This window comes from Carboxylicivirga mesophila (assembly GCF_018271975.1).
Lineage (GTDB): Bacteria > Bacteroidota > Bacteroidia > Bacteroidales > Marinilabiliaceae > Carboxylicivirga > Carboxylicivirga mesophila.
The window spans coordinates 118,810-134,256 of record NZ_JAGUCN010000014.1; the positions used below are offsets into that span (position 1 = coordinate 118,810).

General features: G+C 40.7%; 14 protein-coding genes. 5 read left to right on the top strand and 9 right to left on the bottom strand.

Features of this window, described 5'->3' with window-relative positions; all coding sequences use genetic code 11:
* Nucleotides 1-15 precede the first annotated feature (15 nt).
* Entirely contained in the window at nucleotides 16-201 is a 186-nt protein-coding gene (locus KEM09_RS13115) for a hypothetical protein (protein ID WP_212228953.1), read from the bottom strand.
* Nucleotides 202-216: 15 nt separating this feature from the next.
* Nucleotides 217-1,773 (bottom strand): acyl-CoA carboxylase subunit beta, encoded by a 1,557-nt coding sequence (locus KEM09_RS13120; RefSeq protein ID WP_212228955.1) that lies wholly within the window; start codon nucleotides 1,771-1,773, stop codon nucleotides 217-219.
* A gap of 610 nt (nucleotides 1,774-2,383) precedes the next feature.
* On the opposite strand from KEM09_RS13120, the gene KEM09_RS13125 reads away from it, so the two are divergent.
* On the top strand, nucleotides 2,384-3,571 hold the full coding sequence (locus tag KEM09_RS13125) for a DUF418 domain-containing protein (protein ID WP_212228957.1): 1,188 nt from the start codon (nucleotides 2,384-2,386) through the stop codon (nucleotides 3,569-3,571).
* Nucleotides 3,572-3,587: 16 nt separating this feature from the next.
* On the opposite strand, the gene KEM09_RS13130 is transcribed toward KEM09_RS13125, so the two are convergent.
* The gene (locus KEM09_RS13130) at nucleotides 3,588-4,373 is read right to left on the bottom strand and encodes a phosphatase PAP2 family protein (protein ID WP_212228959.1); all 786 of its coding nucleotides are present in this window, start codon (nucleotides 4,371-4,373) and stop codon (nucleotides 3,588-3,590) included.
* 265 nt (nucleotides 4,374-4,638) lie between these two features.
* Between KEM09_RS13130 and nqrF the strand changes: the two genes are divergently transcribed.
* The gene (gene nqrF / locus KEM09_RS13135; RefSeq protein ID WP_244824995.1) at nucleotides 4,639-5,847 is read left to right on the top strand and encodes an NADH:ubiquinone reductase (Na(+)-transporting) subunit F; all 1,209 of its coding nucleotides are present in this window, start codon (nucleotides 4,639-4,641) and stop codon (nucleotides 5,845-5,847) included.
* A gap of 94 nt (nucleotides 5,848-5,941) precedes the next feature.
* Here the strand turns inward: nqrF and KEM09_RS13140 are convergent, their stop codons facing one another.
* The 6 genes from KEM09_RS13140 to KEM09_RS13165 all read right to left on the bottom strand — a co-directional run bounded on the left by KEM09_RS13140 (nucleotide 5,942) and on the right by KEM09_RS13165 (nucleotide 9,513).
* The gene (locus tag KEM09_RS13140; RefSeq protein ID WP_212228961.1) at nucleotides 5,942-6,325 is read right to left on the bottom strand and encodes a DUF423 domain-containing protein; all 384 of its coding nucleotides are present in this window, start codon (nucleotides 6,323-6,325) and stop codon (nucleotides 5,942-5,944) included.
* Between the two features lie 49 nt (nucleotides 6,326-6,374).
* Nucleotides 6,375-6,632 (bottom strand): hypothetical protein, encoded by a 258-nt coding sequence (locus KEM09_RS13145; RefSeq protein ID WP_212228962.1) that lies wholly within the window; start codon nucleotides 6,630-6,632, stop codon nucleotides 6,375-6,377.
* A 12-nt stretch (nucleotides 6,633-6,644) separates the two neighbouring features.
* On the bottom strand, nucleotides 6,645-7,280 hold the full coding sequence (locus KEM09_RS13150) for a YiiX/YebB-like N1pC/P60 family cysteine hydrolase (RefSeq protein ID WP_212228963.1): 636 nt from the start codon (nucleotides 7,278-7,280) through the stop codon (nucleotides 6,645-6,647).
* A 44-nt stretch (nucleotides 7,281-7,324) separates the two neighbouring features.
* A complete protein-coding gene (locus tag KEM09_RS13155; RefSeq protein WP_212228964.1) occupies nucleotides 7,325-7,585 on the bottom strand; it encodes a hypothetical protein in 261 nt (86 codons plus the stop codon).
* A 2-nt stretch (nucleotides 7,586-7,587) separates the two neighbouring features.
* Nucleotides 7,588-7,926, bottom strand: coding sequence for a cupin domain-containing protein (locus tag KEM09_RS13160; RefSeq protein ID WP_212228965.1), 339 nt, complete (start codon nucleotides 7,924-7,926; stop codon nucleotides 7,588-7,590).
* A gap of 78 nt (nucleotides 7,927-8,004) precedes the next feature.
* A complete protein-coding gene (locus KEM09_RS13165; RefSeq protein ID WP_212228966.1) occupies nucleotides 8,005-9,513 on the bottom strand; it encodes a hypothetical protein in 1,509 nt (502 codons plus the stop codon).
* Nucleotides 9,514-9,688: 175 nt separating this feature from the next.
* Between KEM09_RS13165 and KEM09_RS13170 the strand changes: the two genes are divergently transcribed.
* From KEM09_RS13170 to KEM09_RS13180, 3 genes are all read left to right on the top strand, one after another.
* On the top strand, nucleotides 9,689-11,278 hold the full coding sequence (locus KEM09_RS13170) for a DUF2339 domain-containing protein (protein WP_212228967.1): 1,590 nt from the start codon (nucleotides 9,689-9,691) through the stop codon (nucleotides 11,276-11,278).
* Nucleotides 11,279-11,381: 103 nt separating this feature from the next.
* A complete protein-coding gene (locus KEM09_RS13175; RefSeq protein ID WP_212228969.1) occupies nucleotides 11,382-12,623 on the top strand; it encodes an MFS transporter in 1,242 nt (413 codons plus the stop codon).
* 105 nt (nucleotides 12,624-12,728) lie between these two features.
* Nucleotides 12,729-15,407, top strand: coding sequence for an AMP-binding protein (locus KEM09_RS13180; protein WP_212228971.1), 2,679 nt, complete (start codon nucleotides 12,729-12,731; stop codon nucleotides 15,405-15,407).
* Nucleotides 15,408-15,447: the final 40 nt, after the last annotated feature.

A 15,447-nucleotide genomic window follows, 5' to 3' on the forward strand; every position in this document is an offset into this window, starting at 1 on the left:
TCTACTTTACTTACCTTAAGCGCGAGAACGTAATAAACGACCACGACGTTGTACCATAGCACGGTTATTCATAATCACTTCTTTACCGGCGGCTTTCCATGAGTTAACAGCTTTAACTTCGTTATTTTTGGCTGCTTCCTGCTCCAGGTAATAAGCTACAGCGATCATTGCCGCTCTTCTTCTTTTTTCTCTTGCTGTCATAGTACAATCGTTTTTTTACAATGGAATGTTTCCGTGCTTTTTAGGAGGTAACACCTCAGTCTTAGTCGACATCACATCAAGTGCATCGATTAGGCGCTGCCTTGTTTCACTTGGCAGGATAACATCATCAATATAACCACGTTTAGCAGCCAGGTAAGGTACGTTGAAGGCGTCTTCGTATTCCTTAATCTTGGCATCAGTCATTGCCTGACGGTCTTCAGCTTCTGAGATTTGCTTACGGTAAGTAGAGATAACCTCAACAGCTCCCTTAGCACCCATCACGGCAATCTCTGCCGATGGCCATGCAAATACCATGTCTGCACCAAGAGGTTTAGAGCACATTGCTAAGTATGCACCACCGTAATCTTTACGAGTAACAACGGTGAACTTAGGCACAGTAGCCTCAGCATATGACCAAAGTAATTTGGCACCGTGACGAATAATTCCGTCCCACTCCTGAGCCACTCCAGGTAAGTAACCAGGAACGTCAACAAATGTGATCATTGGAATATTGAAAGCATCACAGGTACGTACGAATCGTGAAATTTTGTCAGAAGCATCAATATCCAAACAACCGGCCTGAATCATTGGCTGATTGGCGATGATACCAACTGAACGGTTATTTAAGTGACCAAAACCAACGATGGCATTCTCTGCATAGTGCTCGTGCACCTGCATAAATTCGCCATTATCAAGTACCGACTCAATAACAGACACCATGTCGTAAGGTACTTTTGGATCATCTGGTATAATTGTATCCAGCTCTTCACACTGACGGGCAGGGTCGTCGCCCATTGGAATCTGAGGAGCTTCCTCAAGATTATTATTTGGTAAGAACTCTAACAGTTCTTTAATTGCTTCGATAGTATCTTCATCGCTTTCACAAGCAAAGTGAGCATTACCACTTTTTGAGTTATGCACCATTGCTCCACCCAACTCTTCCAGCGTTGTTTCCTCACCGGTAACAGTTTTGATAACGTTTGGTCCGGTAATAAACATGTGGCTCTGCTTTTTCACCATAAAGATGAAATCAGTCATGGCAGGTGAATATACAGCACCACCAGCACAAGGCCCCATAATTGCAGAGATTTGTGGAATAACACCTGATGCACGTGAGTTACGCATAAAAATCTCACCATAGCCCTTTAATGCGTCAACACCTTCTTCTACACGGGCACCGCCTGAGTCGTTTAATCCAACTACAGGAGCTCCTGCTTTAACGGCCAAATCCATAATTTTACAGATTTTGGCTGCATGCATCTCACCTAGCGAACCACCACGAGAGGTAAAATCCTGAGAATAAGCAAAAACAGGACGTCCGTTAACTAAACCGTGGCCAACGATTACACCATCAGATGGCACTTCAACTTTATCAAGGCCAAAGTTAACCGAGCGGTGTTCAACGAACATGTCAACCTCTCTAAAGCTACCTTCGTCAAAAAGAACGTCAAGACGCTCACGAGCCGACAGCTTGCCTTTTTCATGCTGCTTTGCTACACGTGCATCACCGCCCATTTTTTGGACTTCTTCACGCTTCTTTTTAAGTAGCTCAATCTTTTCAGATACTTTCATAAATACAGATAGTTTACAATTACACCAAAAATTCTTTAATTGTCTTTTATGCTGCCAAAAATATACACTAGACCTGATAAGTTGACTATATAAATGTTAAAAAAATAAAAATTCACGATTTTTTTCTTTAATAAAAAAATACGAGCTGATTTTGTCGATTTTTTTACAAATAGTTTACTACAAAAACGCTCTAGTTTTAATTTAAAAGAAATTGCTGTAATGGGCTTAAAATGTGGATATATGAAATTATGTGACACAGTAGCTTCATTTGTTAATATTTTAACTACTCAACTATAGTGTGTGAATTTTACCAAGTCACTTCTAAACTTTGGAGTATTAGTTTATTCATCTAATCTGATGTAAGAAAACTATAAAGCAGAAAGTAAAATAAGGAATTGCCATTGAACTCTGGGGTATGGCTATTTGAAGCGCTATAATGATGGAATCGTATATTTACGTTCATACTACATTTAATACTTAAATCACCCATTTATCCCCCTAAAAAGAACCTGTCATCTCTAAATCTGAAAACCATCAATACTCTCACATAGAAAGGCAATTGTATCTTTGTCCTGTCTTAGAAGAATTAAAATAAACCAACCTAAACAGCATGAGTAGTTTGTTTCAAAAAAGGATAGATTTAGTCGATTCATTAAGAGGGTTTTCACTATTCGGAATTTTACTCATTCATTTTATAGAGCACTTTAACCTTTATTTTTACCAATCGCCGCCACTTGAACCCTTTAAAGCTTTAAACACTGGCATATGGGAAACAACGTTTTATATTTTCTCAGGAAAAGCATATGCCATATTCTCATTTTTGTTTGGATTCAGTTTTTTCATCCAATTCAATAATCAGAAAAAGCAAGGTTATGATTTCAGAATAAGATTTGCCTGGCGTATGATTCTACTTATGGTATTTGCCCAGCTAAACGCAATGTTCTATCCTGGTGATATTTTGGTTTTGTATTCATTTGTGGGCCTAGTTTTAATCATTCTGAGCAATGCCAGTAATCAGTTGGTATATTGGGTAGCCATCCTGTTTATGTTGCAGCCCCTGGAGTGGTATCAGTTTTTTTCCTCCATAATTGATATAGATTATCAGCCATATGAGAAGATAAACTGGAATTATTTTAAGCTGGTAAGTCCAGTACTTGCCAGCGGTACATTGCCTGCTGTATGGAAGACCAATTTGTGGGAAGGACAAATATTTTCTAATCTATGGCAAATTGAAAATGGCAGATTATTTCAGACAGCATCCCTATTCCTGCTTGGTATGCTGTCAGGCAGAAAGGAACTTTTTCATAAAACACCAATGACAATATTATTCTGGAGAAAAGTACTTGCATGTGGCCTTGTTGGCTATGGTGTTCTATACAGCTTACAATTTTACTTGCAGTCATCAACAGCTTTACCTAGTAAAATACTGCTGTCAATATTAGTACCAACTCTAAAGAATTTTTTCTTTGGTAGCGTTTTAGTAGCCGCCTACACACTACTTTGGTATACATTCACCAATAACAGGTTACAATCTATATTTATAGCCTATGGAAGAATGAGCCTGACCAACTATATATCAATGGCAATAATTGGTTCATTTATTTTTTATGGGTATGGTTTGTCTTTAAATACGACATTAAATATAGTTTTTAGTTTCATTGCAGCCATTTTAGTTTTTATAGTTCAGCTTCTTTTCAGCATTTGGTGGTTGAAAAAATATAAGCAAGGACCTTTGGAGTATTTATGGAAAAAACTGACCTGGATGGGCGACTCAAGAACTCAACTAACTGAGCCATAGGTCATTCATTCTGCATCTAAGTAACCGCATCCTTTGGAGTTAGTTGAGTATCGATCAGCCGGGTACTGATAATTAACATAGCCATCAAACACCCTAAGGCTGCTCCCAAACTAATATCAATAGGCGAATGCACACCAAGTATTACCCGCGACAGGGCGACCAGTGTAGCCCACACCAAGGGCAAAGCAAAAAACAGACGACGCCTGAAATCGGAGTATATAAACAGGATGATATAAGCCATTAGCATGGCCATCAGAAAAGCATTTACCGAATGACCCGAAGGGAAGGAATAGCCCGTTTCGTGCAACCAATGCCGAATAACTTTGGAATGCAAAGGTTCATCGTCAAACAAAATTACCTGAGACAACTGCCCGTTAAAAAAATCCTCAATGAATACACGCCGTTCATCCTTGGATTCAATGCTATAAAAAGCCTCGTTATCAAATCCCATCGTCTCATGAAGAAAAATAATATTAGGGCGTTCCACTTTTAGTTGTTCCTTAATAAAAAACTCATTTAAACGGGCAAACACACCAAGTACAAGTGAAAACACCACTAAAGCACCTGTTATTACCAGTAATTTGCTTTTCCAGCCTTTATAGTGCATACTTATGAGAATACAAAACAAGAGGGTGATAAGAGGAACACCTATTGTTCCACCTGTATTGGAAATAAAAAGCCAGAAAGTTGCCGACCACCCTTCGTGAATGGCTGAAAATCCATACGGTAAAAAAAAGGTACTTGAAAGGATGAGCAGACAAATAACTGAAATATAAAGCAATAATCGAATACGCAAGATCATAATAATAACAACTTTATTTCTGACAAAACAATTGGGTACAAGCGAGAGGTTTAAGTTAACCAATATAAGCTGATTTTCCTTGCATTTTTAGGTGGTATATAACAAGTGAATTGATCCCAGCTTATGGATGGAATAATCAGAGAAGTGGTTACAACTGTGCTCAACTATTGACAACAGCCCGTTTTTTGCGTAATTAGTCTGAAGGGAAACAATTCAAGGTACAATGACACCGGCTTTTACATTATTGTCCGTTATATGGCTTAGTATGATGGTGTTCTTTATCATTATTATGCTGTTTGTTGTAATGCTGCTCATTGCCAAAGCCAGACTTACAACTCAGGGGATGGTGACCCTGACCATTAATGACGATAAACAATGGCAGGTAGCAGCTGGACAGACTGTTCTCAATAGTTTAAGCTCCTTGGATATATTACTGCCATCGGCCTGCGGTGGTAAAGGCACCTGCGGCATGTGCAAATGCAGAGTGGTTGAAGGTGGCGGAAGCATACTTCCTTCCGAGACCATTTTTTTCAACCGAAAAGAAAGACTCAACAACTGGCGCCTGGCTTGTCAAACCAAGGTGCAGGAAAATGTGAGCATAGAAATACCTCCTGAAGTAATGGAGATTAAAAAATGGGTATGTGAAGTGATTTCTAATCGCAATGTGGCCGCCTTTATTAAAGAATGTATTATCCAGCTTCCTCAACAGGAAAGGTTAGATTTCAGAGCCGGTGCTTATATACAGATATATGTCCCAAAAGTCAGCATTAATTATTCTGACATTGCCATTGATGAGCCATACAAAAGGGAATGGACACAAATGGGCATGTGGGATTTGCAAATGACTAACCGGGAAGAGACCTACAGGGTTTATTCAATGGCCAATTATCCCGACGAAGGCGATACTGTAACATTAAACGTGCGCATTGCTGCCCCGCCATTAACGAAGCTAAATAATTTCAAGAAGGTAAACCCGGGGATTTGCTCCTCTTTCATCTTCTCACGTAAGGCTGGCGACAAAGTAATCATGTCTGGTCCTTATGGCGAGTTTTATGTGAAAGGCCAGGCCAACGAAATAATGTTCATAGGAGGTGGAGCCGGCATGGCTCCGCTACGTTCACAAATATTTGATCTTTTGCATACTCAGCATTACACTAAAAGAGTAACCTATTGGTATGGTGCGCGTTCAAAAATTGAGATATACTACGAAGAAGATTTTAGAAATCTGGAGAAACAATATCAGAACTTCCGGTTCGAAATAGCCTTGTCTGAACCCAAAAGTGATGATAACTGGAGCGGCCACTGCGGTTTTATCTCCGACGTCATCTATAAGGAGTATTTGAGTAAACACGAGGAGCCTGAAGAGATTGAGTATTATATTTGTGGTCCACCCAAAATGCATGAGGCAACAATGACCATGCTGTATAACCTGGGCGTACCAGACAGCAATATCTCATTTGATGAGTTCAGTTAAAAAGCTTATCACCATACACCATCTTCAACAAGTAAATATTGAAGCACCCACCAATGGGCGTACATTACTTTAGATATGACTAGCCAATAATGCTTTAGAAACTGCGCACAATCTGTATCAACAACAAACACCACCCCAATATCATTAACAGACCGCCCAATGGCGTTACCGGACCTAATACCTTAAGGCTAGCTCCAATTAGTGACGATAAACTTAGGAAATATATACTGAATGAGAACAAGAAGGTGCCTGAAATGAAGCTCCAGCCCATCATCTGCTGCAAGCGTGTTTCGAAAGTAAAGAAGAAACCTATTACCAGAAGCACAATGGCATGATACATCTGGTATTTTACGCCCACCTCAAAGCTTTGTAGCTGAGATTCCGTTAATACTTTTTTTAAGGCATGTGCACCAAGCGCTCCCAGCGTTACAGACAATGCGCCATAAATACTTCCAAATACCAGTACAATCTGTTTCATTTCAATATATTATTATTACTTCCGTTTAACAGGTAGTTTTATAAAAGGTTTAGCCCTTAACATTTACCAAATCCCTGATTTCGAAATTCAATTTCTTCGAAAAATCTATCTTCAATGAACCAAACTCCTCATCCATAATAAACTGATAGCCTTCAACCTTTTCACTGGGTAATGGCTCTTTGCCCTTATATTTTTTTCGGTATGCTTTTATTTTCTTACAATCGTCACGCTCAATAGCCACTGCACACTCAAGACTTACATTCTCATAAATCTCGTAATCACTTTTTATGTTTCTTAAAATTCCCATTTCTTTCTTTAATTATTGACTAGTTGAATTGATAATCTGCTGTTTATCTTCTCTTTGCCTCCGGAGCACCATCCCCAAAAACTCCAATCGTTGATTGGCAGCCATACCATTGGGATTGCAACCCGGCTCACCCTCTGGCACAGCAATCCCAAGCTCATGATAATGCTTGATCCAGCCCTGATGAAAATCACCGGTCTGCGGATCAATAAAAGTCATGGGGTTGAGTTTAAAGAGTGAATCCGAAACAAAAGCTTCGTAAACAAACTCGGAGCAGTAAAAACCCTCATCTTCGAGGATGTAGGAATAATTATATGGCTGCCCCAACTGTTTATTGGCAAACGCCAAAGCATTGCTTACTGACTGATTTGGTATGTCTTGAACCCGGTAATGCCCAACAACGACCGAATCTGAATCATTAAGGCAAAAATCTTCGAGCAACTCTTTACAAACGCCTTTCCCCGGAGCCGCATGCAATACCCAAACCGTATCACTAACTACCTCTACCAAACCCATGTGCGTGTAGTGATGCTCTTTACCGGTTTGTGTCACTGCATCAATGGCCTGGGATAACGAACTGCTTAAATGTCCTCTAAAAAGGATATCTCCTGATTGATAGTGATTACTTTCTGTTGATTGCTGACAACTCATTAAGACAACTATTTGAGCAAGAAACAACCTCTTCACCAAACTGTTTATTTCCATGTCAGTTTAATTTCAATTGGTTTTGTACTAAAGTCATTCATCATGAAGCGCAAACCTGCAATGTTTTTAGCCTTTATCTGCGGTAACCATTTTTCGAGTGGTTTTCCCTTTGATTGACCTTGTTCATCCACCACTTCGAGCAACACATCTTTACAATTTTGTCGCGATACTTCAATCTTTACCAATTTCACCACGGTGGTCAGTTCAACATACTCATTGCGGTTTGTGGCTGATAAGATTACAGTTTCCATGACTACGTATCACTTTGTGTTTTATACCTGTCTTTTTGGTTAAATAAGGTCAGATCCTTATAGCCTGCTTTAATTTTTGCCGAGTGCAGTTCTCCTTTGTTGATATAATAGGTATCCCCCTTTTTCAAAAACAAAACCTGTTTACCGATTGTCAGCTCCATTTCTCCATCCAGTACCACGCCCCATTGTGCTTCGTGCGAATGAAGGGCTACTTCCGTATCCGTTTCAAATTCCATAAAAACAAACTGCTGTTCGCCAGCCTGTATTAATCGTGACACCAACCCATCAAGGGGTATTTCGGCTGAAGGGTGCTTATCAATTATCGGTATCTTTTCAATCATATAAGTTTAGTTGCTATTCATAATTAAGTGAACAAAATTAGGACTTTTCCCTGTATAGCACATTGTTGATGGTATAAATCATTCGATTAGTATCAGGTCAAGCAACACCTTATAGGCATCTTCTCCTACAATCTTAGATTTCATCCAGGCATAGTACACCGATGCATGCAAATCTTCCTGTTCAATGGGTATCCAGTCAAAAGCCGTTTCTACTGCTTCGTAAAATTCACTTGTTTCTGCTACTGCAGGATCATCAACTATTTGATTCACCAACTGCAAAAATACCTTTACACGCTCTATTTGCGGCCGTTTCTCAAATAACTCTTTCTGTCTTAGCAAGCCACGAATCTTGTTAGCTGCAATATCGAACTTACCTAATTCAAACTGTATGTATATTTCCAGAAATTCCTTTTTTATCACCCACTCAACACCCGCAATTTTGGAACACCAGGCATTACTATGCTCAATACTCATTAACTCCTGTAGTGCCACTTTGTATTCAGTATTATAGAAATGATAGATAGCTTTGTTTAGCTTCAGGTTTAGCACCTCTTCAGGTTTTAATCGCAATTTTTGCATAAAGGCAGCATCAACCATACGAATTGCTTCATTGATATACCCTGTAAAAAAACGTAATGCACAATACAACTGCGTAAAACGGGGTAGCAGACGCGTATATTCGCTCCGGGCTACCTTGCGCATTTGTTCTCTTAACTGGTAAATGTAATCGAGTGACAAACTAAACTTCTTATTACGGAAAAGCGTATGGGCCACCATGTATTGCAGACGGGCAACATAAACTATATCATTGGCCGATGCATTGGGTAACACTTCCATGTTGCGATAAAAATGTAACAAAACAGGCTCAAACTCATAATATGCTTTACGTGATTTGGCGGCACTTCGTACGATGGACATCAGGCGATATACCACCGACGGTCTGTTGGAAATAGCCTGTGTGAGTTCAAACTCCTCCAATGTTTGCTCAATAATATATTGCAAATCAAATGCTTCACCTTGCACTTTGGATTTTTGTAAATGATGCTGAATCACCTTATAAGCTGTATCAATCTTGTCATCTTCAATGGCCAGACGCAGGTAACGCTTCTTTTTGGACAAAACCACATCAATTCGCTCATTAAGCTTATCCAGAGGCATTTCCAATTGAAGTCGACAAATCTGATTGGCCAATGCATACTGCTCATTATTCACAGCCAGCTGCTCCGCTTTCTTTAACTTCTTCCAGGCGAGATGAACGATGTCAAACTCCTTGAGATAACGGGCCATAGCCACTTGTGCCGAAACCTGTGCTTCAGCCGTATAATCATTGCGCAACTGCTTAAAGTATATGAAGTCCGTCAAATGCTTCATTAGCTTTTTACGCAAAGCATGATAAGCCACCTGATTGCCACCCGGATAGAGTCGTCTAACAGCATCTTCGGAGCTCAACTCGCCTTCTTTATACAACAACCAGAATAGATCCAAATCTTTTCGATTCGTCTTCTGCTTTTGACGATTTATGAATGAAGCAAATTCACTGACTTCCGGTTTTGAAAGGGTATTTATGACATCAACAAGGGCATCCATAGCATTATTTAAAGTCCTTTATTCAAACACTAAGTTACTTAATTTATTATCTTAATCACACTAAATAAACATTTTTAAAAGTCCTTTTTTATCAATTTATGGTTTGCTTTAGACTCTGACTGTGCCGTAAGTTTACACCGTGAACAAATTAAAGTATAACCCAAATTTGACGATCATGATTGAATTAATTAAGAAACATTGGATAACCACATTGGGCATTCTGTTCTTGTTTTCATCATTCACCTACTTTTTAAAAATTGTATTTGAAAACAATTGGTTTCCTGCAGAATTAAGAGTTCTTTCCGGCTTTACCATTGGCTTAACCCTGCTGTTTGCCGGATTCAGCTATTACCGTAAGAGCCAGTTAAACACCTGTCAGCTGTTGGCCGGAACCGGCATGAGCGTTGTCTATGCCACATTCTCTTATGTTGCATTCAGCACCAGCCTTAACTGGCCTTACAACATCACGTTTATTTCCGTGCTCAGCCTGACAGCACTCACCACCTTTATGAGTTACCGCTACGACCTGAGAGGCCTTATATTCATCAGCATCATGGGCGGTTTACTGTCGCCACTGTTTATGAAGGCAGAGCCTCATCACGACTGGTTGTTGTTTGCCTACGTGTTAATCCTCAACGTCGGTGCTCTGTATGTCAGCATATCTAAGCGTTGGATTGAATTACGCGCCATGGCATTCGCCATTACGGTACTCATCTACGCCACCTACTTTATTTATTTCGATCCATTGACATGGGGACGACCATTCTTTTATGCGGCATCACTTTTTGCTACCTATATGGGCGGCATTATTTTCGCCTCGTATTACGAAAAAGATCGCTTCACCGGATCGAATCTTTACCTGAGCCTTATTAATGCCATGCTGTTTATCTTTTGGTCGATATACATTCTGGGAAGCTTCGAGATTACATTCACAATTCCATTGTTAATTGTTGGGCTAGGCTTCATGGCAACTTCGGCATTTATCTATTATCTATCGGATAAAAAGCCATTCCCTGCCATTATTTACACATGCCTGGGCTTGCTGCTGTTTGCTATTTCCGCATCCAACATCCAGCCAATGAGTATTTATGGCCTTGAGTATGTATTCACCACCTTACTGTGGTTACTGGTAGTTACCAGCACCTATTCGATTGGTCGGTTCACCAAAACATTTGAATTGATTTATGTGAGTTATGCGGCATGGCTAATGCTTATTATCTATTGGTTTACTGTTGCCTGGGATGTACAATGGATAGAATTGTTTGGTGTAAAATACCTGCCATTTTTTAATGCTGGTGCTCTTACCTGGATGGCTTTGGCGGCCTTTGGCTTTTATGGTTCAAAGGTTGAGCAGGTAAAAAGTCCCAACCTGAGTACTATGATGGCTATAGCTGCCAATATCATTGTTGCCGGTTTGATTACTATTCAGATTAAAAATCTTTGGATAGCCTACGACATCACTTTTATGAGTCGTTCTTTAGCAATTTCCTTTTCTTACATCATTTATGCTCTGTTTATTTTTGCATGGGGAGCACATACGAGGGCAGCCGCCTTCAGAGTTATGGGCTCACTGGTATTAATCATCACGACAGCAAAGGTGTTTTTCTGGGATATATCAGGAGATGCCAGCATCAGCAAAATGTTGTTTCTTTCCATCATTGGCCTGCTGACTTTAGGTATTGCCCGCATCAACAAATACTGGCTTGATAAAGAGAAAGCTGAAGCGGAGGCTAACAAACAGCCAATCACACCTGAACACGACTAGGCTGCTTTATATTCAGCCATTACGTGAAGATAAAGTTTGCATCGTTTATATTTGCAGGGGTAAGTCACATTATTGTACTTACCCCTTAATTAAACCATTTGCTATGAATAAATCAGTCAAAACAAGCTGGCTCCCTCTTTTCATCACCAACTTTTTAGGTGTACTGAACGATAACTACCTTAAATACCTGGTATTTTTCATCTCCACCACGTGGATGATGAAAGATCAGGAGTCCATCGTCATCATGCTGGCATCAGCCTTGTTTGTACTTCCATATATAGCTTTTTCGCCTATTGCCGGCAAGCTGGCACGCGATCATTCTAAAGCCAAAATTATCCAACGGGCAAAACTGTATGAAATACCAATCATGGCCATTGCATCAGTCGGTTTCATCCTTCAGAGTGTAACCATCACCATGTTTGCCATTTTTCTGATGGGCTTGCAAAGTTGCTTATTCTCACCGGCCAAATACGGCATCATTCGTGATATTGGTGGTAAAGAAGGGATTCCATTCGGTACCGGTGCTATGGAAATGCTTACGTTTATGGGTGTACTTATTGGAACATACATAGCCGGTGTCACATCTGACATCAGCCTGATTGAGTCCTTATCGACATACAGAACCCTCATCGTATGTGCTGCCCTTATTTTCTTTGCTTTATTAGGTTGGCTTTTCAGCTTAAAAATCGCTCCAAAAGAAACGGTACCTGATGATGAAGATGAAACAACGCTCAATCCGATTCTTTTCCTCATTCGATCTTATAAATGGAGCAAGCAGATTAAGGGTTTGAATATTGTCATTATTGGTCTGGCTACTTTTTGGGCCATTGGTTCTTTACTGCAGATGAACATCACAGTGCACTGCCGTAATGTGCTTCAACTATCAGATACCGCCACCAGCACCATTATGGCATTGGTAGCCGTTGGCATTGGAGCTGGTTGCTACATGACTGGTGTTATCTCCAACAAGAAGCTGAAGATGTACCTGGTACCGATTGGCGGAACAGGCATGTTACTGTGTGTTTCCACCATCTTCATCGTCAACCCTTCTACCATATTGTTCACTGTTTTAATTGTTTTGACAGCCTTTTTTGCCGGTATCTTTAAAATACCTTTAAATTCGTTTATTCAGGATCGCGTGCACGGGCGTAAGCTGGGACTAATACTTGCTTATAACAACCTAATGCTGTTTACCTTTATCCTGTTATCAGCAGGTATTTTTGGATTGGTTGAAACAATGGCCAACTCACTTATGGTGTTTGCAGCCGTTGCAGTTATTACGCTTATCATCACAATTGTCGCATGGCTGCGTATTCCAGGTGCCAACAAACTGAAGGCATTGTAGTTGTTAAACAAAGGTCGGAAGACGGAAGACAGAAGATCATAACAACTACACAACGTTATATAAGACCAGATATACAAACATTTGACTAGCATTAATTTCATAAGCATGAAACAACATCATCCAATCATAATAGGCATAGCCAAAGTACTGTTTGCCCTCCTGCGTTTTATACTTGGAGCTCGATACAAAGTAAACGTAAAGGGGTGGGAAACGCTAAACAGCCAATCAGCCAAACTGATTCTGCCGAATCACCAGGCCATTATGGATCCCATTCTGCTGTTTGCCTATTTGTACAAATACACAACAGCAGTACCCGTAATGCTGGCCTCCTACTTTGATATCCCTGTTGCCAAATGGCTGTTCAAAGCATGGGGAGCTGTACGTGTAAGTGACCTCGAAGGCGGCAGCCGCAACACCAATGTGTTGGAACAAATTGTATCATCGGTTGACAAAGGACTGATGATGAACAAAAATATCGTTCTATACCCCAGTGGTAAGATTGCAGCCCAGGGCTACGAACGCATTATCAATAAACAAAGCGCACAATTAAGCGTTCAAAATATGCCGGATGGTGCAGAAGTAATAGCCGTTCGCATTTCAGGACTGTGGGGCAGCCGCTGGTCAAAGGCATGGATGGGCCAATCTCCTTCGTTCTTCCCTACTCTGTTTAAATCAGTTGGGCTTGTGTTGTCAAACCTGCTGTTTTTTATGCCTCGAAGAACGATTAATATTGAATTCGTTAATGTTACTGCTGAATCAAGAGCCAAAAGTCGTGAGGGTAAAGCGGAGTTTAACCGTTACCTGGAGAGTATTTATAATATAAAAGGAGAAGAAGCAGTATCCTACATCCGCTATCACTTCATAGCACCTCCAGTAAAAAGAGAACTGCCAGAAAAGATTGCAGGTTCAGATAAAGTATTAAAAAAACAATCATCAGCATCCAATGTAACAATACCTAGTGCTGTTTTTTCAAAGGTACAAGCCTGTATAGCATCCATCCTGGAAATAGATGCACAGACCATTCAGCAAAAAAGCTACTTACAATTGGATTTAGGCGCAGACTCGCTTAATATTGTGGAAATCATATCTGAGGTGGAGAATCAGTTTCCTAGCTTCTCGGCTCCTCAAATCAATGACATAAAGACCATTGAAGATTTATGCCTGGTAGCAATGGGGCAATTTAAAAGTGAGAGTGATCTGAAACCTTCCACACTGCAGCGTCCTCTTAGCGAAGTAAAGCGACTGACTATTAGCAATAACGGCACCATACTTCAGCAGTTCATCAACGCCTTTTCCAAACATGGAAATGATCCGTTTTGCTACGATGCCATGCTTGGCTCCACAACCCGTAAAGAGTTCTTTTTAAAGGCATGCGTAGTGGCCGAGTTGCTCAAAAAAGAAATCAAAGAGGACCACGTGGGTATTTTACTGCCCGCCTTACAAAGTACTACCCTGTTGATTGCTGCCTCTTACCTGGCCGGTAAAATACCGGTAATGCTTAACTGGACAGTTGGTAAGAAAGTACTTCTGCACTGCCTGACAACGACAGGCGTTCAGACTATACTTTCAGCGGGAGCATTTGTTGATAAGATTGATGAACAGCTTCCTGAGGAAATAAAGAATAAGATCATTCTACTCGAAAAGAAAGTACCTCAGATATCACTAATTACGAAGCTTAAAGGAGCCCTAAATGCTAAATTCCCACAGCTTTTGATTAATACTAAAAACAAACCGGACACCGCGGTTATCCTCTTTACATCGGGTAGCGAGGCCCTGCCCAAAGCGGTGCCATTATCACACACCAATATCGTCAGCAATCTATCAGCAGCATTCCAGCTGGTTGACATCGATAATAACCAGGTATTTCTATCGTTTCTGCCACCATTTCACAGCTTTGGCTTTACAGTACTCAACATTATGCCGTTGCTTACAGCTATAAAAGTGGGCTATACACCCAACCCAACTGATTCGCGCGAAGTACTGCGCATTCTGAAACACATCAAAGCCAATGTATTGGTTGGCACACCCGGCTTCCTGAAGCTTTTACTGGCTGAGGGCACCAGTGCTGCCTATGCATTTAAATCGGTGAAATTTGCTATATCAGGTGCCGAAGCTATGCCCGTATCCTTAAAAGAACATTTTGAAGCAGTCACCGATAGCGGACTCATCCTCGAAGGGTATGGTATTACTGAATGTTCTCCCGTGCTAACGCTAAATCCCCAGGTCAAACAAAAACTCAATAGCGTTGGCCGGTTTCTGCCAGGCATTGAAGCTAAGATCCTGAATTTAGAAACCAACGAAGCGCTGCCTGCCGGGCAATCAGGAATGATATATGTAAGCGGCCCAAATGTGTTTGATGGCTATTTGAACCAACCGGAACTGCATCCGTTTGAGACCATTGATGGGAAATGCTATTACAAAACAGGCGACCTGGGATATATGGATGAGGAAGGTTACCTGTTTATTACAGGGCGTCTCAAGCGGTTTATAAAAATTGCCGGTGAGATGATAAGCCTGCCATTCATCGAAAAAATACTGCTCGACAAATACGGACGAGATGATGAACAAGTATTGGCAGTGGAGGGCAGCGACAAGAGCCAGCCACCGCGCATCGCATTATTTACAAAAGATAACATTGACCTGAAAGAAGCCAATGAGCATTTACTCCAAAATGGGGTGGCTCCCATTGCGAAACTTCGCGAAGTTATCAGCATTGATGAGATACCTGTATTGGGCACCGGCAAAACCGATTACAAGGTGCTTAAGGCAATGCTTGAAGCATAAAAAAGCAAAATAGTATCTTTGCGCCTCAATTATCAAGGGC

Excerpts from the sequence above, each read along its gene's own strand:
- KEM09_RS13115 (WP_212228953.1), bottom strand. The coding sequence starts at position 201 with ATGACAGCAAGAGAAAAAAGAAGAAGAGCGGCAATGATCGCTGTAGCT.
- KEM09_RS13120 (WP_212228955.1), bottom strand. The coding sequence starts at position 1,773 with ATGAAAGTATCTGAAAAGATTGAGCTACTTAAAAAGAAGCGTGAAGAA.
- KEM09_RS13125 (WP_212228957.1), top strand. The coding sequence starts at position 2,384 with ATGAGTAGTTTGTTTCAAAAAAGGATAGATTTAGTCGATTCATTAAGA.
- KEM09_RS13130 (WP_212228959.1), bottom strand. The coding sequence starts at position 4,373 with ATGATCTTGCGTATTCGATTATTGCTTTATATTTCAGTTATTTGTCTG.
- nqrF (WP_244824995.1), top strand. The coding sequence starts at position 4,639 with ATGATGGTGTTCTTTATCATTATTATGCTGTTTGTTGTAATGCTGCTC.
- KEM09_RS13140 (WP_212228961.1), bottom strand. The coding sequence starts at position 6,325 with ATGAAACAGATTGTACTGGTATTTGGAAGTATTTATGGCGCATTGTCT.
- KEM09_RS13145 (WP_212228962.1), bottom strand. The coding sequence starts at position 6,632 with ATGGGAATTTTAAGAAACATAAAAAGTGATTACGAGATTTATGAGAAT.
- KEM09_RS13150 (WP_212228963.1), bottom strand. The coding sequence starts at position 7,280 with ATGAGTTGTCAGCAATCAACAGAAAGTAATCACTATCAATCAGGAGAT.
- KEM09_RS13155 (WP_212228964.1), bottom strand. The coding sequence starts at position 7,585 with ATGGAAACTGTAATCTTATCAGCCACAAACCGCAATGAGTATGTTGAA.
- KEM09_RS13160 (WP_212228965.1), bottom strand. The coding sequence starts at position 7,926 with ATGATTGAAAAGATACCGATAATTGATAAGCACCCTTCAGCCGAAATA.
- KEM09_RS13165 (WP_212228966.1), bottom strand. The coding sequence starts at position 9,513 with ATGGATGCCCTTGTTGATGTCATAAATACCCTTTCAAAACCGGAAGTC.
- KEM09_RS13170 (WP_212228967.1), top strand. The coding sequence starts at position 9,689 with ATGATTGAATTAATTAAGAAACATTGGATAACCACATTGGGCATTCTG.
- KEM09_RS13175 (WP_212228969.1), top strand. The coding sequence starts at position 11,382 with ATGAATAAATCAGTCAAAACAAGCTGGCTCCCTCTTTTCATCACCAAC.
- KEM09_RS13180 (WP_212228971.1), top strand. The coding sequence starts at position 12,729 with ATGAAACAACATCATCCAATCATAATAGGCATAGCCAAAGTACTGTTT.